The 20628-nt window shown below is 43.8% G+C and carries 16 protein-coding genes; 10 read left to right on the top strand and 6 right to left on the bottom strand.

The window, feature by feature from the left end; translation table 11 throughout:
• Positions 1 to 62: 62 nt before the first annotated feature.
• The 8 genes from ACPK8D_RS06890 (at position 63) to ACPK8D_RS06855 (ending at position 11155) form a co-directional block, all read left to right on the top strand.
• The gene (locus ACPK8D_RS06890) at positions 63 to 1451 is read left to right on the top strand and encodes a COG1361 S-layer family protein (RefSeq protein WP_424717098.1); all 1389 of its coding nucleotides are present in this window, start codon (positions 63 to 65) and stop codon (positions 1449 to 1451) included.
• Positions 1452 to 1516: 65 nt separating this feature from the next.
• Positions 1517 to 2722, top strand: coding sequence for an ABC transporter permease (locus tag ACPK8D_RS06885; RefSeq protein WP_424717097.1), 1206 nt, complete (start codon positions 1517 to 1519; stop codon positions 2720 to 2722).
• 186 nt (positions 2723 to 2908) lie between these two features.
• Positions 2909 to 3538: an ABC transporter ATP-binding protein gene (locus tag ACPK8D_RS06880; protein ID WP_424717160.1), complete on the top strand. Its 630-nt coding sequence runs from the start codon at positions 2909 to 2911 to the stop codon at positions 3536 to 3538.
• A 456-nt stretch (positions 3539 to 3994) separates the two neighbouring features.
• Entirely contained in the window at positions 3995 to 4636 is a 642-nt protein-coding gene (locus ACPK8D_RS06875) for a DUF7502 family protein (protein ID WP_424717096.1), read from the top strand.
• Positions 4637 to 4652: 16 nt separating this feature from the next.
• Positions 4653 to 5660: an AAA family ATPase gene (locus ACPK8D_RS06870; RefSeq protein WP_424717095.1), complete on the top strand. Its 1008-nt coding sequence runs from the start codon at positions 4653 to 4655 to the stop codon at positions 5658 to 5660.
• A 163-nt stretch (positions 5661 to 5823) separates the two neighbouring features.
• Positions 5824 to 6705, top strand: coding sequence for a DUF58 domain-containing protein (locus ACPK8D_RS06865; RefSeq protein ID WP_424717094.1), 882 nt, complete (start codon positions 5824 to 5826; stop codon positions 6703 to 6705).
• Between the two features lie 8 nt (positions 6706 to 6713).
• A complete protein-coding gene (locus tag ACPK8D_RS06860) occupies positions 6714 to 8600 on the top strand; it encodes a DUF7408 domain-containing protein (RefSeq protein WP_424717093.1) in 1887 nt (628 codons plus the stop codon).
• Complete coding sequence (locus tag ACPK8D_RS06855) at positions 8597 to 11155, top strand: VWA domain-containing protein (protein WP_424717092.1); 2559 nt, start codon at positions 8597 to 8599, stop codon at positions 11153 to 11155. Before ACPK8D_RS06860 ends, ACPK8D_RS06855 begins: the two co-directional genes overlap by 4 nt.
• 819 nt (positions 11156 to 11974) lie before the next feature.
• On the opposite strand, the gene ACPK8D_RS06850 is transcribed toward ACPK8D_RS06855, so the two are convergent.
• From ACPK8D_RS06850 to ACPK8D_RS06830, 5 genes are all read right to left on the bottom strand, one after another.
• Positions 11975 to 12322, bottom strand: a complete 348-nt coding sequence (locus ACPK8D_RS06850; protein ID WP_424717091.1) for a hypothetical protein — start codon at positions 12320 to 12322, stop codon at positions 11975 to 11977.
• A 777-nt stretch (positions 12323 to 13099) separates the two neighbouring features.
• Positions 13100 to 13285, bottom strand: coding sequence for a hypothetical protein (locus tag ACPK8D_RS06845; protein ID WP_424717090.1), 186 nt, complete (start codon positions 13283 to 13285; stop codon positions 13100 to 13102).
• Between the two features lie 185 nt (positions 13286 to 13470).
• Positions 13471 to 13845: a hypothetical protein gene (locus ACPK8D_RS06840; protein ID WP_424717089.1), complete on the bottom strand. Its 375-nt coding sequence runs from the start codon at positions 13843 to 13845 to the stop codon at positions 13471 to 13473.
• Between the two features lie 4 nt (positions 13846 to 13849).
• Entirely contained in the window at positions 13850 to 16588 is a 2739-nt protein-coding gene (locus tag ACPK8D_RS06835) for a HEAT repeat domain-containing protein (protein WP_424717088.1), read from the bottom strand.
• Positions 16589 to 17127: 539 nt separating this feature from the next.
• A complete protein-coding gene (locus tag ACPK8D_RS06830; RefSeq protein WP_424717087.1) occupies positions 17128 to 17274 on the bottom strand; it encodes a hypothetical protein in 147 nt (48 codons plus the stop codon).
• A 433-nt stretch (positions 17275 to 17707) separates the two neighbouring features.
• Between ACPK8D_RS06830 and ACPK8D_RS06825 the strand changes: the two genes are divergently transcribed.
• Both ACPK8D_RS06825 and ACPK8D_RS06820 read left to right on the top strand, forming a co-directional pair.
• Positions 17708 to 19123, top strand: coding sequence for a hypothetical protein (locus tag ACPK8D_RS06825; RefSeq protein WP_424717086.1), 1416 nt, complete (start codon positions 17708 to 17710; stop codon positions 19121 to 19123).
• Positions 19124 to 19430: 307 nt separating this feature from the next.
• Positions 19431 to 19769, top strand: coding sequence for a hypothetical protein (locus ACPK8D_RS06820; RefSeq protein ID WP_424717085.1), 339 nt, complete (start codon positions 19431 to 19433; stop codon positions 19767 to 19769).
• 301 nt (positions 19770 to 20070) lie between these two features.
• Here ACPK8D_RS06820 and ACPK8D_RS06815 read toward each other — a convergent pair whose 3' ends face one another.
• On the bottom strand, positions 20071 to 20250 hold the full coding sequence (locus ACPK8D_RS06815) for a CsbD family protein (RefSeq protein ID WP_424717084.1): 180 nt from the start codon (positions 20248 to 20250) through the stop codon (positions 20071 to 20073).
• Between the last annotated feature and the right edge of the window lie 378 nt (positions 20251 to 20628).

Here is a 20628-nt window from a genome sequence, read left to right as displayed (position 1 = left end):
ACATGTTACAAGTTGCAAATAAAGTGCAACCGTTATAAACCAGGCATAAGGATTGTTACCCTATGAAGCTCGCCTATCCAGAAAAGTGTTCCTGTACCGGGAAAAAGAAGTATAAGCTGATAGATCGAATGTCGGCAGAAAGAGGATCCGTAGATAAAAAACCGGGAGATCGAAGTTCGGTATATAAAATGCTGGCAGATAGAATAATAAGAGATAGAATGTCAGCCGCAGCTCTTCGGTTTGCAGTTGCCTTATTGATTATAACCATTTTTCTGACGGGCCCCGCTTCTGCAGTTGTAGTGTCCGGAAGCACTCATTTAGGGGTTGAGATCTCGGAAATCACTCCCAACCCTGCCAGGCCAGGCGAAGACCTGCTGATAAAAGTAAATGTACAGAATGCCGGAGACGAGCCCGCAGAAAACGTGATAATAGGAATTGAGGAAATTCATCCTTTTGTTTTTAAGTATAGCACGTCAGAAATATACGGTTCCGGGACGAACACAGAGCAAAATTTCCAGATTCAACAGATCCGGCAGCGTTCCAAAGTCGAACTGAATTTCTATTTCAGGGTAGATCAGGAGGCTGAATCCGGAATTTATCAGCTCGAGTTTACTATCAAAGACAACAGCGGAACAAGTTTTTCGAGAAGAATTCCCATTCGGGTGGAAGGAAACCCGGATCTCGTGCTTACAGGCACTGAAATTCTTCCTGTAAACGCAGATAATTCTTCTTCAGGAGCCATAATTCCGGGACAGGAATTCTACCTCAGGACAGCGGTTAAAAATGCAGGAAACGGGGACGCAAAAAACGTCAGGGTAATGCTCAACCTCAATAATTCGTCGCCTGTAATCCCGCTGGAAGATAATGTCCGTTTCTTTGAAAACCTGAGTGCAGGCAGTTCCGAAAACCTATCGTTCAAACTTCTTCTCGGCAGCAACGCCGAGGTGCAGCCCTACAGGATTCCCCTGCGGATAACGGCTTCGAATAACACCGACACCTTCCAGATAGACAAGATCCAGGAGATTGGAATTAACGTGCTTAACCGGGCGAAGATCGACATTTCAAGCCTGAAATTCGACCCCGGAATGCCTGTGAAAGGGCAGCAGGTATCCATGTCCGTACGGCTTGAAAATGTAGGGGAAGGGGAAGCTCGCTCAGTCAAGGCTAGGCTTGAAGGGCTTGAAGGTTCGGGAAGTACAGGTGCCTTTCTCGGACGCCTTGATAAGGACGATGATGCCCCTGCAGTTTTTACATTTACTCCTGAAAAAGCAGGAGAGCAGGAAGTGACACTGCTGGTGGAGTACGAGGATGATTTCGGAGGGCACCAGCTTAGCGAGAACCTGACTTTTAATGTGGAAAGCCAGGAAGGTAGCACTGTTCCGATTGTGCTCGGAGTGGTACTGATTCTTGCAGCCGTGATTTTCTATATGAAAAAGAAAGGCAAGCTCTAAAATCCCGGAAACAAGCATCCCAGAAACAAGCAGGAAAATGGAATTAACCAGAAAGGACGCCTATTATGCTCGAAAAAGCGAAAGTTTCCCTCTTCCTTGCCAGCCGCTCAATAACCAGGGGCAATAAAGGGATTACGATCTTTACAGTCTTTGTCCTGACCCTGATCTTTATACAGCTTGTGCTTTTTTCAAGCATGCTTGCAGGAGTTACGCTGAAATTTAATGAACTGATGGTCGATTTTCAGACCGGGAATGTTGTGGTCGAACCAGAAACCGAGGCAAGATTCATTGAGGATGCCTCAGCTCTTCAGAAAAAAATAGAAAGTCTTCCGCAGGTGGTAGGGACCTCGGCTCGCCTGAAAACGACTGGAAACTTCCGCTATAAAGAAAAAGAAATGGGAACTACGGTTTACGGGATAGATCCTGCAGATGAAATACTTGTAACAGGCCTTGAAGACGCCATAATAAGTGGGGAGTTTCTGAGCAGGCCTGACAGAGGAGAAGTCATTCTGGGCAGGGAAGTCTCAGGAGGTTTCGAAGCCCTTATGGAATCGAGATCTCTGGGAGGTGTGGAGGTAGGAGACACCGTTGAACTTACCGTAGGGGGCGTAACCAGGCAGTTCAGAGTAAAAGGGATTTATACAACCCGTTATTTTATGGCTGACGCTTCAGCTTATCTTACCAGAGCTGACCTCGAAGCGATGATGGGTATTGAGGGCAGGGGCTTTGCCCAGGAAATTGCCGTTAAAACCGCAGACGGTACTCCTGAATACGATACCAGAACTGCGCTCCTCTCCCTCGGAATCAGTGAGAATATCCGCACCTGGCAGGAGTTTGCAGGCATTCTCCGCCTGATTGAAAATACGCTTGGCCTGATTCGGAACATTATGAACGCTATCGGCCTGCTAATCGCTTTTGTGATAATCTTTGTAGTCATTTACGTAAACATCGTGAACAAAAAGAGACAGATAGGCGTTCAGAAAGCCATAGGGATCGAGCAAAATGTAATAGTTGCATCCTTTGTGCTCCAGGCCATGCTTTACGCAGGCGCGGGCGTCATACTTGGCTATGCTTTTATGCGCTTCGGGCTTGCGCCTTATACGGTTTCTCACCCTGTAGAGATTCCTCTCGGCACCATGAGCCTGAGGCTGGACGACGCCGAAGCCATAAACCGCGCTGTCCTCCTTTTCCTGGCTTCTATCGTCGGTTCGGTAATTCCTGCGTACAAACTGGCCCAGAGAGATCTTCTGGACTTGATATGGGGAAAATAAAGGAGGAAAAGTGTGGAAGAAGCCCGAAAACAGACTGAGAATATGCTAAAAAACGAAACCGGGAATCCGGAAAGAGACACAACCGGAAAAACGAAAGGACAGCCTGGTGATTCTATAAGGCCGTCCGAAGGTTCAATCATAGAAGGCATCATTATAGAAGGCATAGATATAGTGCGCACCTTCAGGATGGGAGAGGTACATGTTCGAGCCCTGCGCGGCGTAAATGTAAGAATTCGGCATGGAGAGTTTATTGCAATCATGGGCCCGAGCGGCTCAGGAAAGACCACTCTCTTAAACCAGCTCGGCCTGCTTGATACCCCAAACTCCGGAAAAGTCATTATAGACGGCACGGATACCTCCCGCATGTCCGACAGCGAAAAAGGCAAATTCCGGCTGCATAATCTGGGCTATGTCTTTCAGGACTATGCTCTTCTTCCCGAACTCAATGCCTCGGAAAACGTCTATATCTCCCTTATGATGCAGGGCAAAAGTAAAGCCGAATGCGAATCCGCAGCTGCAGAGATCCTTACCGCAGTTGGCCTTGGGGACCGCCTGCAGCAGCTCCCCTCAAAAATGAGCGGCGGCCAGCAGCAGAGAGTCTCAATAGCCCGGGCTCTTGCCCACTCCCCAAGAGTCCTTTTTGCAGACGAGCCCTGTGCCAACCTGGACTCCGAGACTTCAAAGGAAGTCCTTGACCTTTTCAAAAAATTTAACCGGGAAGAGGGACAGACGATTGTAATGGTTACCCATGAAGACTGGCATGCCAGATATGCTGACAGGATAATAAAGTTGAAAGATGGAATAATCCAGCAGTAAATGCTTTAGAAAAGACTGGATATTCTACAATGAAACCTGAGATTCTATAGTTAATCTTTTACGTTCAGGCGGGGCTTTAAAAACCTGCACCTGATCTCTTAACTATTTTAATGCCCGAAAATCGGCATTCCAGGTCTAAAACATGTTTTCTGTTTCCACGAGTTGCTTAAATTATTAGAAAAGTTTTTCATTAACATCTGCAATATAATTAGAATAAAATTACAATTGTGGGAAGAGATTTACATGCTTTTTGAGCCCTTGCTGGTTAAATATAAAGCTTATTTGAAGCAATATTACAGCATTCTCAGGTTTCTACAAATCGTCGGGAAGTTTGTCTTTCTTTTCCTGTTAATGATTTTATTTAATACCTACGAGTTTGCTTACTTTATTCCTGGAGCTGAAGCATTTATCAAAACCCAAAAGTATATCGACCCCTACTGGTTTAATATTTTTTTGATGGGAACGGGAGCGGTTATACTCACTTTTTTAGGAATCGCCTTCAGCAAACCGCTCAGGAAGAAAAGAGAATTAAACCTCATGAACATGCTTGAAGGAAAATTTCCGGGCCTCAGGACAAAGCTGAGTACGGCATATGACAATAAACAAAATTTGAATATAGTTACTGATAAACTTTTTCATGATGTATATAAACAGCTAGCCGATGCCGATGTTAAAAAACTTGTTCCAGGCAGGCAGATCCTCAGCGCATTTTTAGTGTTTTTACTATTCAGCGGATCGGTTGCTTTCTGCATAGCTGAAGGTTTTAGCTTTGACATCTCTCCCAGCCGCCTGATCGAGAAAATCCCGGATTTACCTGAAGGAAAGGCTTCAGGCCAGGCCGAAAACGAAACTGTTGAAGAGACCGATTATGGTGTAGAAGCTGTCATAATAAAAAACGGAGAGCAGATCGAAATGGAAATCAACCCGAGCCTGGGACTTGGATTTACAAATCGGATAGATTTAGAGACAGCCAGTAAGTTCAATGAAAGCTCGAACAGCTCTAAAAACGGGTTCAGGTATAGCCAGACGTATACCGAAGATCTCCCCGAAGAATATGAACCGCTGATAAAGCAATATTTTGAAAAGCTCTCATCTTAAAAAGAGAGGAGTTTCAATGAAGGAAATACAGGAAATCCAGCTTGAAGATTCGGAACTTAATTTAAAACCCACTTATGAAAAAGCCCCTGCGATTTTCGAGGCCATTTTTAAGGAGATAGGCAATGCCATAGTCGGCCAGAAAGAAATGATAAGGCAGATCCTTATAGCCATGCTGTGCGAAGGGCACGTGCTGGTCGAAAGCAATCCGGGACTGGGTAAAACCCTGACCATATCCACGATTTCCCAGATTATGAACATGAAATTTAGCAGGATACAGTGCACGCCTGACCTCATGCCTGCGGATATCACAGGTACCGATATAATAGAAGATGACGAGAAAGGCTCCAAACACTTCAAGTTCAAACAGGGCCCGGTTTTTGCAAATATTGTCCTTGCCGATGAGATCAACCGTGCATCCCCGAAAACCCAGTCTGCGCTGCTTGAGGCCATGCAGGAAAAGCAGGTAACTGTGGCAAATACGACATACCTGCTTGACAAACCCTTTTTTATACTCGCTACCCAGAACCCGATTGAGATGGAAGGGACTTACGCTTTGCCCGAAGCCCAGCTTGACAGGTTTCTACTGAAAATCCAGCTGCAATACCCGGATAAAGAAGAGGAGTTTGAGATTGTAAACAGGTACGCTGAAGCTTTCAGGCCGACGGTCAGGAAGTGCATTGACAAACAGACCTTCCTTGAACTTCAGCAAATCACCCGGAGAATTCCAATCTCCAACAAACTCAAAAGATACGCGATCGAGATCGTGAACCAGACCAGGAATCTGCCTGATATGATAGAAGCCGGTGCATCCCCGCGTGCTTCAATAGCCCTGATTCTCTGTGCTAAGGCAAACGCGTTTCTTGACAACCGGGGATATGTCGAAAGAGAAGACATCGATGCTATGGTGCTTCCTGCCCTTCGCCACAGGATTATTCTCTCATTTGAGGCTGCACGGAACAATACTACCAGCGACAAAATTATACAAAAAATCCTGGAGGACAAAAAACAACTGCATAACGAATGAAAAACGGCTGGAGATGGCAATAAAATCTGGGCCGAGGCAGAGAAAAAGTGTGGCAGGAAGCAGGGATAGATTATGGTCAGGGACAGCAGTAGAATATGGTTGGGGGCAGTAATAGAATATGGCTGGAGGCGTGATAGAATGTGGCCGGAGGCAGGGATAGGATATGGACGGTGCAAAACATAGAATAGATACCTCATTCCTGACTCAGCTCGACAGGTATGCACTCCCGATCAGGAACAGGGTAACAGCGGTTCACTCAGGCAGCCATATCTCAACAAGGAAGGGATCGGGGCTTGACCTTGTAGACCATAGAAGATACAATCCCGGAGATTCATTAAAGAAGATCGACTGGAACCTCTATGCCCGTACTGAAAAACTCTATATACGCAGGTTCGAAGAAGACAAAAACCTGAATATGGTAATACTTCTTGATGCGAGCAGCAGCATGCTCTTTCCTGAAAACGATCCGAATAAATTCGAATATGCCTCAACCATAGCCACAGGGATCGCTTACATTGTAATGCGGTACAACGACCAGTACATGATTGCAACGTTTGCGGAGAATGTAGATTATACTAAAGCCCTCAAAGGAAGGGAAGAATTCCTTCGAACCATTGATAACCTGTCTCGAATTTCAGTCAATGGAAAGACGAAGCTTGCAGATTGTGCAGATTCTATATACCCCAGAATAAAATCAAAATCAATGGTCTTAATAGTTTCAGATTTCCTGGATAATCCCGATTCCATCCGATACGCTGTCCACAGGCTGCGCAGGCACGAACTCGTACTTATACACCTCTATGATGAAACCGAGATCAACCTGCCTGAAACCGTAGGCGGCACCGTCAAATTTATTGACAGTGAGACAAACGAAGAGTTCAGCATCTCGGTTGGCCCGCAGTTCAAAAAGGAATATGCTGACGAATACGGGAAACATATGGCTGAACTGGATAAAATCGCACACGATTTTAAGATTCCCTATTTTAAAGTCAGTATTGACAACCGGCCGATTGATACTGTTCTCACAATCATAGGTGAAAGGTGACCCTACCTATGGATTACGAATTTTCCCCGGGTCTGGCTGCGCTTGCAGGTATAATTCCCCTGATTATAGTGTACCTGCTTAAACCTCGCCCAAAACAGGTAATCCTGCCTTCTTTAATGTTTGTCCGGAAAATCGGCAGGGAGGCATTCGATTCAAGGCGTAAAATCAGTAAGAAAATAACAGACCCGCTTTTCTTTTTACAGCTTTTTGCCCTGATCCTTATGGCTATTGCCATTGCAGGCCCTTTACTTGAGAATATTAAGGAGGATTCGGAAAAAGTTGTGGTTATCATAGATTCGTCTGCCAGCATGGCAGTGCCTGACCGGATAAGTGATGCGAAATCCATAGCAATCGAAAGCCTGGGTAAGGAAAATACGGTTATCGCTGCCGAAAGCATGCCTGTGGTACTCGCAAAAGCGATAGAAGCAGCCGATGCCGAAGAGCTGATCAATAGCCTGGAAGCCAGAGATACTCCTGGCAATATTCCGGAAGCTGTTCTGACCGTTATAAATGACGAAGGAAACCGGAAGGCAAAAGTTGTGGTTATATCCGACTTTGAAAACTGGGCAGGAAGAGCACCTGAAACGTATATTAAAATCGCCAGGGCAAAAAACCTTGAGCTTGAGTTCAGGCAGGTAGGCAGGGCAGCTGGCAATTGCGCAATCATAGGTGGATATCTTAAAGACCGGAATGATGGAACCTATGAATATACCTGCACTGTCAAAAACTTCAACAATGAAAGCGTGAAGCTTGATATCCGGCTGGAAAGCAAATCCGGGCTGCTTTCGACACAAAAAATAAGTAAGCCGGTATCGCTTGGGAAATTCGGGACCCAGCAAATAAAATTTTCCAGTATCCCTCAGGGCACATCGACTGTGGAAATTCTCAACAAGGATGCACTGCCCTGTGATAATATTGCCTGGATTTCTATCCCTGAAATCAAGCCAAGGCAAATGCTTATATTGACAGATCCTGACCCGGCAACAGGCAAATCCCCCCTGATAACAGCCTTATCCCTTATGCCCGGGCTTACGGTCGATGTGCAACATGAGCTTCCGGTGGATTTTGCGAAGTATGATGATATTGTCATAGCTTGTGAGTATGAACCCCTGCCAGTATCCACTATAAAGGAAATTACTGCTTATGCAAAAAGCGGGAAAGCCCTGATAGTTATCGGAAACGGATGCCTGTATAATTCTTCGGAAATGCATGAGTTATATCCGATCCTGCCTGTAGAGATAAGCTCAATCAAAGAAGACGCCAGCCGTACGTTCGAGACCGCAGGGAGCGGTACACAGATTTTTGAGGGAATTTCATTTAGCGAAGTGTATATCCGAAAGTACCTGGCTGCGGTTCCACGTGAGAACGCCTCGGTACTTGCCGAATTCAAAGGCGCCGGGCCTGCAGTCTCTACCTGGAAGCTTGACAACGGGACAGTTGCCTATGTGGGGATAAGCGATACTGCTGGAAACGAGGCATGGAATAACTTCCCTACCGTTCCCACGTATCCGGTATTCTGGGCAAAGCTTCTCAAATATCTATGGGGAATCGGGGATATCAGTGAAACCAATGTAAACACAGGGAGATACCAGGCATTTGACCGGAATGTCAGAATCGAAATCCCCGGGGAAACAATCAGCAGTAAGTTCGTTTACTATGACAAATGTGGACTTTACAACCTGAACCAGAAAACCGTTGCAGCTAACCTCTATGATTCCACGGAGTCAAATACCTTTACTGAAAACCGATTAAACCTGACAGGTGAGAGCGAAGGTGTTCAAAAAGAAGACCTGTATACGAAGTCGCCTGACAAATTCCGGAAATACCTGATTTACGCCCTGTTGCTCCTTCTTATCCTGGAAAATGTGATCATGTTCAGGAGGAAAATAATATGAGCTCTGGTTTTCTGTATAAATCCGAGCTGCTTCTCCTGCTGCCTCTGGCGGGATTCTTGCTTTTCGGGCTGGGAAAAAAAGCCAGTAAAAAACATCTGTTCTTCCACGTACTTGTCGCATTCCTCCTGATTCTGGCACTCGCGGCTCCGTATTCTGCAGAAATAACTTCCCCGGAGACCAATCAATCCAGGATAACCGTAATTTCTGACGAAACCACAAGTATGGAACTGCTTCAGAAAGGAGTTCCGCAGAATATATCCGAGAAACTTAGCAACAGGGTTCCTGTTACGGTTACAACCATATCAGGATCACATACCTCGCTCGGGGACGCTATTATGCAGCAGGCATCCCCTGAAAACTATGTACTTATAATTTCAGACGGACAGAGCAATTCGGGTACTCCGATTGAAGATGCACTTTCCTACTGTTACGGAAACGGTTTCCCTGTAGCTGCGCTCATTCCGAATACGCTCAAAGAAGATCTCAGTGTAGAGATTGAAGGAGGAAACGAGCTTGTAATAGGAAATGAGGCTCCTTTCGAACTCTACGTCAGGAAGTCAACTGAAAATGAGATGAGGTACGAGCTGAGAGTTACGGTTGACCATAAGCAGGTAATGGAAAAGAAAATTATCCAGACCGGAAGGATAGAAAGCTTCAATTTCAGCCATACATTCGATACACTGGGGCCGCATACGGTAAAAGCGACCCTTCATCCCGCAAACATAAACGTTAAGGGTCTGGATTACTTCGAGAATAATAACCAGTACATGAAAAGTGTATATGTGACTCCGAAACCGAAAGTGCTTTTTGTGACAGAAGAGCGGGATTCACCTCTGGCAAGCATACTTAACGAAGTTTATGAAGTTCATCCTGCACGGTCATTCAGCTCCCTTAACGGCATGGATGCCGTGGTGATCGACAACCAGGCTGCATCGACAATTTCAAATTCGGAAGTCGAAGCCCTCAGGAAGTATATTATTAATGGCGGCGGCATGGTAGTGGTCGGAGGGGATACTTCTTTCGACTATCCTGCCGAACGTACCTATCAAAATACACAATTTGAAACACTCCTGCCTGTCACGTCCAGCTCTTCAAACTGGAGAGGCGGCAGGAATATCGTCCTTATGCTTGATGTTTCGCCAAGCACCCTGCAAAGTAACAGGATTGGAGGGCGTGTTTTAGACGATATACTCTCCAATGCAGTTGTCCTGCTTGAAAACGATCACCTTAAAGATGCGAGAGTGGACGTAATCACATTCGGGAGCAAGGGGAAGGATGTCACAAACGGATTCGTGGATATGTCCAAAGAATCCAACAGGTTGTGGCTTGAAGGTGAGATTAGGAAAATTACCCCTTCAGGAGACTCGACATCACTTGAACGGGGAATGTTAGCTGCACGTAACCTGCTTAGAGGACAGAACAGCAGTGCAGATGCTGAAATTATAATCGTTTCTGATGGCGGGATAGGCAATAGGAATGAGGGAGATAAAACTTTTGAACAGGCCATAAGCTGCGCAGATTCGCTTCATGAAGAAGGAATAGGCATCCATTTTGTTCATATTCACTCCCCAAGCACCGAACGCCAGGTCACTCCCAATGGCAAATATTACGCCGACCTGATGATGAATAGAATTGGTCTATCGAAAAATTATAATAAAATAGAACCCGGGCAGCGGGTGAATGTCAGCTTTTCTGAGAAATCGGAAGATTCTGAGGATATAGAAGATAACTTTTCCAGCGGCGCATTAATAGTCTATGATCCAAGGCATTTCATCACAAGGGAGATTTCCGAAATACCTCATGATCTCCTGGGCTACAATGAGGTAAGCCCGAAGCCGGAAGCAAACAGGCTTGTAGCGACCAGGCTGGGCAAACCCGTAATAACAGTCTGGAGGCTTGGCCTCGGCCGGGTTGCAGCGGTTACAACCGATAACGGATACGGCCAGGGGGTACCCTGGGCTCCTTCCCTCTATACAGGCAATGACAGCCTGGTAATTACAAGAACCCTGAACTGGGCAGTCGCAGATACCGAAATGTTCGAGAGCATGCAGCTAAAAGTTCCTGACCTTAAAGTAAACCAGCCAGGCCGGATCCTTATTACAACCAGGGAAGAAGGAGCTCCTGAACTCTATTTTGACAAAAAGCCCATGGAAATAACTCCTATCGGAAACAGGATGTACGAATCGTATGTCACCCCGGTTACCTTCGGGCTCCATAAGATCTCCGAAAAGCCTGCCGGGGTAAACGAGACTGAGGAATTCATGCCTGAAAGCTTCGGCGTCGAAAACGTATCCTGGAGGCCTGCCTCTGCAAACTGCCCTGACGAATATACCCATATCGGCGAAAACCCATTATTCCGAACTGCCCTTCTCGAAAACGGGGGAAAAATCTATACCACAGCCGATATTTATTCCCGCATAACAACCGACTCCGTAACCCATGCGGAAAAGCAGGCCGTGACAAAAGTAATATATACGAAATATATCCTTGTGCTTGCCTTTCTAATATACCTGATATATACCTTATATCACACCTACAACACCCGTATGAAGTAAGCTGCCTTTCCAGGCTCATTTCATCTGCAATTATTTTGTTCCGGAACTATTCTATCCTGGAATTCTTCTGCTCTGGGCTATTTTATTCCGGAATTATTTTATTCAGGAACTATTCTGGAACAAAATTATTTTTCGACCCTGCTCTGGAGCTATTTTATTCCGGAATTATTTTACAGGAACTATTTTCTGTTATTTCCTGGTTAAAATTTTAATCCCTTTCAGAGTGTTATTCGTGTAATAATATAACCGTTAGATCAGTGAATAACCATTCGGTCAATGAACTAAAGTTAGAAAGGTATACAAAAAAATGTAAATGAAATAAGATTAACTGTTAAAAATATTATATACAATAAGTGCATAGTATGAATTGCGTTCTCATCCCTTTAATACCCCACTAGCAAACAACACCTACTCCAGAACATTACTCCACTGTAAAGGGATAGAAAGAGAAACTCGCAACCCACAAGTCGAAGTACCTCAATACCTCTTCCCCAACTAAATAAAGTGAGTCTCTTAACTACCGTTCGGAACTCCCAGGTTTTTCGGATGAGAACGTCACTTCATTTTTAAAAAGTTTTCCGAAACTTTACGATTCCGGTATAAATAATCTTATTTTAAGAGATAAGAGTTTAAGCGTCTGACTATAAACGTATCTAGCGGATCTAATTTTGATACTATTTTGCTCGATCATAAAAGTTGAGTGACTGATCTCAAACTGAGAATAAGCCAGCTAAAACACAAAAACGCAGAAAATTCTGTCCCATAATTCTATCACATAAGTTAGCCCTCCCGAGCGAAGCCCATCGTTACCTATTATAATTATTCCCACCTGAGAAAATTAAAAGCAGTTTCTCTTACCCATAGCACAGCCCTATTGAGCACAACCCTTGGGCCGCAAACGTTACGCCGTTTGATCACGCCGACAGTGTCGTTTTCACGCATCCATGCGTTTTTGATCAAACCTTTTTTTAAAAGGTTTGCGTTGCGCCGTTTGATCACGCCGACAGTGTCGTTTTCACGCATCCATGCGTTTTTGATCAAACTTTTTTTGAAAAAGTTTGCGATCAAACCTTTTTTTAAAAGGCTTGCGCTACGCTGTTTGATCACGCCGGATAGGGTTTGGAGATATAGATATTTCTGAATCACAACCTTTGCGCCAGTTGGCAATGCCGCACCCGTGCGTTTTTATCAAAATTTTAGAAAAAGTTTGCGAAACTCGGGTGAAAATGCGTAAAATTTCTATCGCATAAATTAGCCCTCTTGAGCGAGTTGAAAAAGTAGCCTATCTTGCCCATAAGCCAGCCCTCTTGAGCTCACTTCAGTTTTTATTCATATTAGCCCTCTTGAGCTCGCTTCAGTATCTTCATTTATAAATTAGCCCTCTTGAGCGAACGGAGTGAGCGAAAAAGGCAGCGTACTCCCGAGGCGCAATTCGGGTGCGAAAAGGGCAGCGACTGCAGAGCCGCAACTCTGCCGAGACAGAAATCGGGTAGTTTAATGATATAAGGTTAAACCAATGAAGAAAAATTAGATCTCTACACTAAGAAAATAAAGCTAAAATAACATTATGTGTTAAAAATATTATATATGGTGCGAACATAGTATAACTTGCGTTCTCATCACAAGACCACATAGCAAGACCTATTCCACAAGAAATACTTCAACGCCTACTCCGAAAAATCTACTCTAAAAGTGAAGAGATAAGAAGCTCGCAACCCGTGAGTCCAGTACCAAACCTCTTCCTGAATAAGACCTAATAAGTGCCGTTCGGAACTTCCAGAATTTCCAGATGAGAACGCAATCTTTTCTCTAAACAAAATATCGTTAACAGAATATTGTTAAGGCTTTTCAAAATAGTAAAAGTATTAAAAGATAGTAAAAACATTAATTATGGTAAAAAATATTAAAAGCAGTAAAAAAATAGTAAAATGAAAAACAGAGTTTTTATATAGATATTGTCTCGCTTTTTTTCCGTTTGAAAACCGCAGTTACTGTTCCTTTTTCATCAATATCGTTCTTGATCAAAACCAGTTCCCAGCCTTCGTTTCCGATTCTTTCGAGTTCGCTCATCATTTGTGGCATGTTCAAGCCATTAAGCCTGCGAGAATCATACTCCCATTGATGTATCATTTAATACCCCTCCGGTTAATGATAAAGATAAACTTTTTAATGTTTATATTGGAATAAAACTATAAATAACCCGAACAAAAGGAAAAAAGCAACCAGGTATTTGCCTCAGATGCGGTTATTTCTCTTTTTCCTCAGGCTCATTTACTTTGTTTCCCGTTCTTCGGGCCTTATTTCTCAGGGTTAGCTCAGTGCACCCTGGAATCGGACAAACCTGCGATTTCGGACCGAAAAAGCACGCCTTTTTCATACCTGAGCCTGCGGATTCTCTCACGTGCCATAAAATCAAGTACGAGTTCGATATCTTCAGGATATCCTGCACCCGGATAGAGGGGCAGGAGAGGTTCCGAGTTTTGCCCTGTAATATAGAACATATTTTCACCGAAATAGGCAATAAAATCAAGCTGATACTTTTCGAATACCTGGCAAAGGAACTTTTTTGAGAGGGGAGGTTTTGCAAACTCAAAATCCGCGTCAGTTACTTCGATTCCTGCCTCGTACATAAAAAAAGGATGGCAGGATAGGATATAAACTGCCAGGTAAGGAGTTTGCGAGATCTTCAATCTCTCATTTCAGGTCCGAGGTTCTTTTTTTAAGGTCTTTTGTCAAAGATGACTTCTTTTTCTCAACCCGCTCCAGAAGTGCCTTTCCAAGGTTTGAGTACTCTTTTTTCACAGGCTTCTCTTTTTTCGCGGTTTTCTGGGCAAAAATAGCTTCTTCTTCTTTGTTTTCAAAGATGCCTGATAACCGATCAAAAGCCATAACTGAAGCCTCAAGCAACTTCTTTTGCCCGGACAGGTCACCAGGAGGGAGCTCTCCTGCGCGTGTGAGAAGCCCTGCGAACTGTTCAAAGATCCCGATAAGTTTCTGGGTTTCATCCTGCTCCCTGACCTCCTCAGCCATTTTCGAAAGGTATCGCTCACTTTCAAGCTTTGCTATGCCAGGCCTGTCGCTAAAAAGAATGAATAGCAGGCTCTGGTAAAACGGATGATAGAACTCAGGGATGTGAGAGCCAACCGCGGCTTCGGAGGCTTCTTTAAAGTAGTTGACAGCTTCCTTCAACCCGAAAATGTAAGTGGCCTCGTTTTCTGCCCTTAGCGCCCTCCAGAGAGAAGCTCTTCCGAGCGAGCGGAACGCATACCTTCGAACATAAACATACGGATTATCAGTAAGCGCCTTGAGGTCTCTCCATGCCTGGGTTTTGTCCGGCACATGGAAAAAAGCAGCTCCAAGTGCCCGTGTTGCCGCCCTCTGCACAAAACTGTCGCTATGGTCGGAGAGCCTTAGCAGGTCCATCCAGGCTTTTCCTTTATCGGAGACCTCTGTATAGCCCGAAGATAGGGCAAGAACCGCTCCTCTTCTGACTTCACGGTCTTCGACTGATGCAAGCCTTACAAGTTCGTTCCAGGCTGCCTGCTTATTTTCAGAATAAGTGAAAGCAGCCGCAAGAAGTTCTGCGGCTCTCTTCCGGAGCTGGGCATCCTGGCTTTCAGTGAGCCTGACAAGGTCGAAAAAAACTGCGGATTTTTCCTCAATCCCTGGAAAAATATCCGAAAGCAGGTCTGCAGCATCCCTTCTGACGCCTGTATCCTCATTCCCGGTCAGATTAAGAAGTTCGTTCCAGATATCCTGCTTTTTGCCGGTATATCGGGAATAGGCAGCAAGCAGAGCTTCTATTGCCTCTCTTCGCCTCTGGGGATCCGGATCCGAACCCAGGTTAATAAGCTTATTTACAACTTCATCTTTATCCGGAAGACCAGAGCCTGACCTGGCAAATAAGTCCTTCATATCTTTTTTCCTTATGTACGCCCTGCTGTCAACTTCAGGCCCGGCAAGATCAGAGGCAGGCTTTTTAATAGCTGTTTCTTTAACCTGCAGACTACCGGCTTCTTCTGCTTTTCCGGATTTACCTTTTTCCCCGAATTTGCCATCTTCTTCAGATCTGCCATCTTCTTCCGATTTACCAGATTCTTCGGACTTAGCAGCTTCTCCGGAGTTGCGATTTATTTCGAGTGCATATTTCTCCCACAGTTTACCCCGCTCTCCGGAATTACCTTTTTCCATCTTTTCCCACTCCCCTTCATTTACTTCGCGCTTATGGCGTAATTCGGGATCAGCAGAAGCAAGCGTATTATCTACAACCTTTCGGAGTACGGAACTGTCCTTCGTTTCAGCCATGTGCACAAGCTCGGAATATGCCTCGCTCCTGAAGGAAATGTATGGAAAAACCTTCGTAAGAGTATCCTCTGCTGTGCTTCGCACGTCTTCGTTTTCATCCCCGGATAATTCGACAAGCTCCTTCCAGAGTAAATCTTTGTTATCCAGACCTGGAAATAAGGATACAAGCGCATCAGCTGCTGCATTCCTTACATGCTTGTCCCTGGCCTCTGTCAGGCTCAGGAAATCAGCCCAGACTTTTCTCTTGTCCGGCATATCAGGAAATATAAAAACCAGGGCATTTATGGCCTGCTTTCGGATATATCCATTTTCGTCTCCGGTAAGCCTGAGGATATCATCCCAGGCCTTTTTCTTATCCGGAATATGAGAAAAAACCGATGGTAGAGCCAGAAGAGCTTCCTTCTGGACTTCAGGATTTCCCGATACTGCAAGTTCCAGCAGCGTCTCAAGGGATTCGTCCTTCAGCTCGTCCGGCATCTGCGCGTAAACAGCGCCAAGAGCGCGTGCAGCCTGTTCCCTTACCTTCTCATCCACAGACTCGGTAGCCAGTTCCAGTACCTCATTCCAGGCTTCTTCTTTTTCCTCATCCGCCAGTTCCGGAAAAACCAGGCTTAAAAGCGAAGCCGACTTTTCCCGCACATAGGAATTCTCCGAAGATCCCATCTCAAGCAAGTCTTTCCACACCTGCTGCTTATCAGGAGCTTCCGGTACCAGATAGTAAATTGAGCTGACAATTTCCCTGCTCACATCTTCCATACTTGATCTGGAGTTTATCAGCCCGACAAGATCTTTCCATGCCTTATTCTTGTCCGGCATGAGGGGAAAAATGCTGACCAGAGCATTGGTTGCAGCCGTCATTACTGACTCTGCCGGATAAGCTGTCAGATTAACAAATTTATTCCATACAAGCTCCCTGTCCGGCACATTAGGAAAAACCGTTACAAGGGAGCTGATAGCTTCTTCCCGGACTGCATTCTCTCCGTCAGAACAAAGCCTTAACAGGTCTTCAAAAGCCTGTCTCCGGTCAGGAAAAGCCTCAAAAAGGGCTCCCAGCTGCCTTGCAGCCTTTATTCTCTCATCCGAAACCTGATTGAAAGTCCTATCATGTATCTCTGGCTGCTCACTCAAGAATTTCCACCAACCTCTGCTCTAATGCCGTCCTATTTACAATCTCTTATTTACAATATCCAAATCTGGCAGGTTTCCTCTTATAACTATTGATTCCGGATTTTAGCCGGGAGTAAAAATTATTAAGTGTCTGGCTGAGAATTAGCTAAAGCCGTCTATTAACTGCAGCCATTCAGAAAAAACCAGCTTCCGGATCAGAGATTTCTCAGGCCATGGCCGAAGATATAATTTTTCTTTTCGGAATTCAGGGACACTCGACGACAGCGAAACGGGCGGCTTTTTCCAGAAATAAATTAAAAGGGGAGTAAAAAAGAGGGAGCAAGATATAGGAAATGGCAGCATCAGATCTTCAGACAGTATCATATCTTTAAGACAGCGTTAGACCTTTAAATTAATCTTTTAGATTTCTCATACTGAAAAGTATTGCTAAGGAGTTTTTTAATTTAACCCGATTTCTCATAAAAAAGTTTCGTTCGGTTTTTATTGGTACCTTTCAGCCGTCAAATATCTGTTCAGTCCCTGCTCGGATTCTTTAGCTGCTATTCCCACACTTCTCTAGCTTCAGGACGCTTCAGCCTGGCAACGAAATTTAAACCAAGCTTCTTTAATATGGCAGTTGATGCATTCTCCCAGGGAGGGCTTCTTATGTACGGCTCAGCAGTTGAGCTTATAATATCTTCAATCATTTGTGTAAGATTATTAATCGATACTGCAACCTTGCCTTTTTCATCATCTCGATAAATTTCATCACATCAACTCCTGTTTGCTTAACATATAAAATAGGTCCGGAAAGAACCGACGTTTAGCAGATTCGAATCTCTATTTCGATTTGTAGTAGAATTCCTCGTGAGTTATAAAAATGGGTTCCCATTTAGAGAAACACTGTTTCAATCTTATTTAAGTTAATTTTCCCTTATATTTCCAACAGAGTATATTAAATTGAGAATAATAAATGATTTGGGCCTATATAATTGCTTAATTATATAGTCTGCTACAGATATTATACGTAGTTTATCAATGTGTTATGTAATAAAACGAAAAGGATAAAGATAAATTAGAAAAAATGAAATTAAACTATAGAGAGAAGATTAATATTTTATTAAATAAAAGGATGGAACCATGCGGCAACAGGGTATAGTTTTCAGGCTGGCACAAACAGTAACAGATTTTATTGAACCTGTGATATCTTATCTGATCATTGGATCTAAAAAAGCGGCTGAAGAAGCTGGCAAAAAAGTAGGACCTGAGGTCTGGGAAATTAAGAAAAATCTATGGGGAAAACTGTCTTCGGGAGAAAGGCCTGGGTTAAGAGAAGCCGCAGGAGATATGGTTATTGCGCCGTATGATCTGGAGGTAAAGCAAATTTTGACCCAGGAAATTTCGAAAACTTTTGAAAAGAATCCTGATTTGGCTAAAGAAATTTCATTTTTTATGGATAACGAGGAAATACAGAGGATAATGGCCGTAGAAGTGCAGAAGATGACGGCTGAAGAGCGTTCGGCAGGGTATGCGAAGCAAACCTCAACTGATAGAGCAAAAGTGTATGAAGAATTTAATAGGATGTTTGAAGAATTCGTTGAAAAAAACAGTACTGTTCAAGGATTAGAAAGTTCCGAAATGTCGGGTACTGAAGGGATCGTATCTGACCAGACAGTTGCATTCGAGAATGCTGTCAAAAACCAGCGGCAACCTTACATGCACATCCAGCTTAACCAGGGAATTGCAGTAGAAGATAGTCCCATTTCCATAAGAATGGCAAAAATTGCAGATTTTAAACAAATCGAGTCTAAAATTCAAAATAAGTCTAAAAATTCAAAGAGTCCCCTTTCACTTATTGCTCATATGGAGGGGCCAGAAAAAGAAGAATTTATGGAGAAAGCTCTTGACTTTGCCTCGAATATTCAATACGGTAATCTGAGGTCAGAGATTCTTGCCATGATCATTCCTATCCTGGAGGGCCCAAGAAAAGTAGAACTTATAGAAAAAGCTCTTTACTCTGCCTCCAACATTCAGGATGAAAACGAAAGAGCCCTTGTCTTTTCTTCGCTTGCTCCACATTTGAGAGGGCCGGGAAAAGAGAGGCTTATCGAAAATATCTTTGTCTTTGCCCCCTATATTCGTTATGGAGACGCAAAATTTCAGTTACTCTCCTCACTTGCTCCGCATCTTTACGGGTCGAAAAATGAAAGACTTATTGAAAAAGCCCTTGAACTGGTAACAGTGATTCACTCCGACTATCAAAAGGTACAGGCTCTTTCTTTTCTTATTATGTACCTGAATGAACAAAGAAAACAGGAAGTTATAGAACAGACCCTTGAACTGGCTTCCAACCTTAAAGATAAAGATATGAGGCCCGAAGCCCTCTCGTATATTCTCCCTTATCTGGATGAACCACTAAAAAAAGAGATTCTTAAAAAAGCCCTTAAGCTGGCATCCGGGATTAAATCCGAGTATCAAAAAGCAGAGGCTCTATCCTCGCTTGCTTCGTATCTTGATGAGCTGGAAAAAGAAGAAAAAAAGGTTATAGATTCCTGAATCGGGATTGCCCTGAGAGAACTGTACAAGTGAACTTTAGCAAGTTCAAAAGCCCGAGGGAACGAATCTGGATTCGGACTCAAAAGTCTATGGATATTTCAAACTTCCTTTTATTTCTGAAAACCAGACTGAATACATACTCAGTAGAAACTAGACGTTTAATAGAGGTTAAGTATATGTAAATCAAGATTTATCATTGATTTATATACTAAAATTTATATTAATTTATGTGCATGAATCTACTCACTTTATTAAATCTGTGTATCCGACCGAGTAAAATGGCCGAATTCGTACAGAGGGGTAAGGAATGAAGATGAAATTAATAGTTTCCCTGCTGTTACTATGCCTGGTTTTTTCTGCTGGATTAGCTCAGGCGCAGTTTGGAGGAAACGGGTGCAGGCCCATTAAATTTGTTAACGTTACGCCTGACAGGTTTGAGTGTATGAAAGAGAGGCTTCAGGAATCCGGCGTCAGTATCCCGCCGGGGAATGAAGGAGAGCTTTCGGGACGGGGGTTTACTGCAGACTTCGAATGGGATGGAACGTCGAATCTTACAATCAGGGTTACGGACAAACCTTTCTTTGTCAGCTGTGAGAACATAGACCAGGCGCTAATACAGTTTGTAAAAGAATGCGATGGTTCGTGAAGGTAAGCCTGGGCTAAGTTTTCGGCTTGAGGTAAAAGGGATATTGAAAGCTAATCGAAGAGCTCAGGCTTTATTCTCTTTTGCTCCGTTCCTTAAGTCCTGAGGTATAGCTAAAAAATGCCGCCCAGGATTGAAAGTAGTATCTTGCTCATGAAATACCAATTACGTGGGATTATGTTGGGTTAACTGGATGATTAACAAAAATGTTACCCCAGAAGAACTTAAGTCCCGAACTCTCAACCCGGGCATACAAAAATATTAGAGTTAAACGGCCGGATGCAGGCGCATTATGCGCCGATTCTTACTTATCAAACACCTTTTTGATTTGACCTTTTTTCTCCTTTGCTTTACCTTCAAGCTTTTCAACGCTACCTTCGGCTTCCAGATCGGGATTATTACTTAGCTCCCCGACAGTTTCCTTAAGCTCACCCTTTGCTTTGCGAAGCTTACCTTCTACCTGATCCTCAGTGCTTGATTTCATGATACTCCCCCTTTTCTAAGGTCTTCCTTTTCTAAAGTCTCTTTTTATCCTTGAGGATATTAAAGCTGTCTCACCTTTTCAAGAGATGTATGTCTTTTAAAAGGTGTAAGCCGAAAGAAAAAAATCAGAAAATTGTCGGCATTAATGGCTGTAATACCCACATTTGATATTCTACATATTATAATAGTAAACTAATATTTCTAAAACCTTTTCCCGGTAGATACTTTAGTTAAATCGTTTTAATGAGTTTCGAACTGGTTCCTCGGTGTTTTAAAGTATTTCAGTTTCAATATTGGTACTGATGATTTCACCGGCTGCGAAGCAGCCTGCCTTTCCCGAAAAATGGAGAAAAGAGAAAACTCAGGTTTTAAATGGTGT

The organism is Methanosarcina sp. (assembly GCF_049706645.1).
GTDB lineage: Archaea > Halobacteriota > Methanosarcinia > Methanosarcinales > Methanosarcinaceae > Methanosarcina.
This window is presented reverse-complemented; position numbering and strand designations above follow the sequence as displayed.

What these genes read in the sequence shown, in the direction of transcription:
- ACPK8D_RS06890 (WP_424717098.1), top strand. Translation starts at nt 63, where the DNA reads ATGAAGCTCGCCTATCCAGAAAAGTGTTCCTGTACCGGGAAAAAGAAG.
- ACPK8D_RS06885 (WP_424717097.1), top strand. Translation starts at nt 1,517, where the DNA reads ATGCTCGAAAAAGCGAAAGTTTCCCTCTTCCTTGCCAGCCGCTCAATA.
- ACPK8D_RS06880 (WP_424717160.1), top strand. Translation starts at nt 2,909, where the DNA reads ATGGGAGAGGTACATGTTCGAGCCCTGCGCGGCGTAAATGTAAGAATT.
- ACPK8D_RS06875 (WP_424717096.1), top strand. Translation starts at nt 3,995, where the DNA reads ATGGGAACGGGAGCGGTTATACTCACTTTTTTAGGAATCGCCTTCAGC.
- ACPK8D_RS06870 (WP_424717095.1), top strand. Translation starts at nt 4,653, where the DNA reads ATGAAGGAAATACAGGAAATCCAGCTTGAAGATTCGGAACTTAATTTA.
- ACPK8D_RS06865 (WP_424717094.1), top strand. Translation starts at nt 5,824, where the DNA reads ATGGACGGTGCAAAACATAGAATAGATACCTCATTCCTGACTCAGCTC.
- ACPK8D_RS06860 (WP_424717093.1), top strand. Translation starts at nt 6,714, where the DNA reads ATGGATTACGAATTTTCCCCGGGTCTGGCTGCGCTTGCAGGTATAATT.
- ACPK8D_RS06855 (WP_424717092.1), top strand. Translation starts at nt 8,597, where the DNA reads ATGAGCTCTGGTTTTCTGTATAAATCCGAGCTGCTTCTCCTGCTGCCT.
- ACPK8D_RS06845 (WP_424717090.1), bottom strand. Translation starts at nt 13,285, where the DNA reads ATGATACATCAATGGGAGTATGATTCTCGCAGGCTTAATGGCTTGAAC.
- ACPK8D_RS06830 (WP_424717087.1), bottom strand. Translation starts at nt 17,274, where the DNA reads ATGATTGAAGATATTATAAGCTCAACTGCTGAGCCGTACATAAGAAGC.
- ACPK8D_RS06825 (WP_424717086.1), top strand. Translation starts at nt 17,708, where the DNA reads ATGCGGCAACAGGGTATAGTTTTCAGGCTGGCACAAACAGTAACAGAT.
- ACPK8D_RS06820 (WP_424717085.1), top strand. Translation starts at nt 19,431, where the DNA reads ATGAAGATGAAATTAATAGTTTCCCTGCTGTTACTATGCCTGGTTTTT.
- ACPK8D_RS06815 (WP_424717084.1), bottom strand. Translation starts at nt 20,250, where the DNA reads ATGAAATCAAGCACTGAGGATCAGGTAGAAGGTAAGCTTCGCAAAGCA.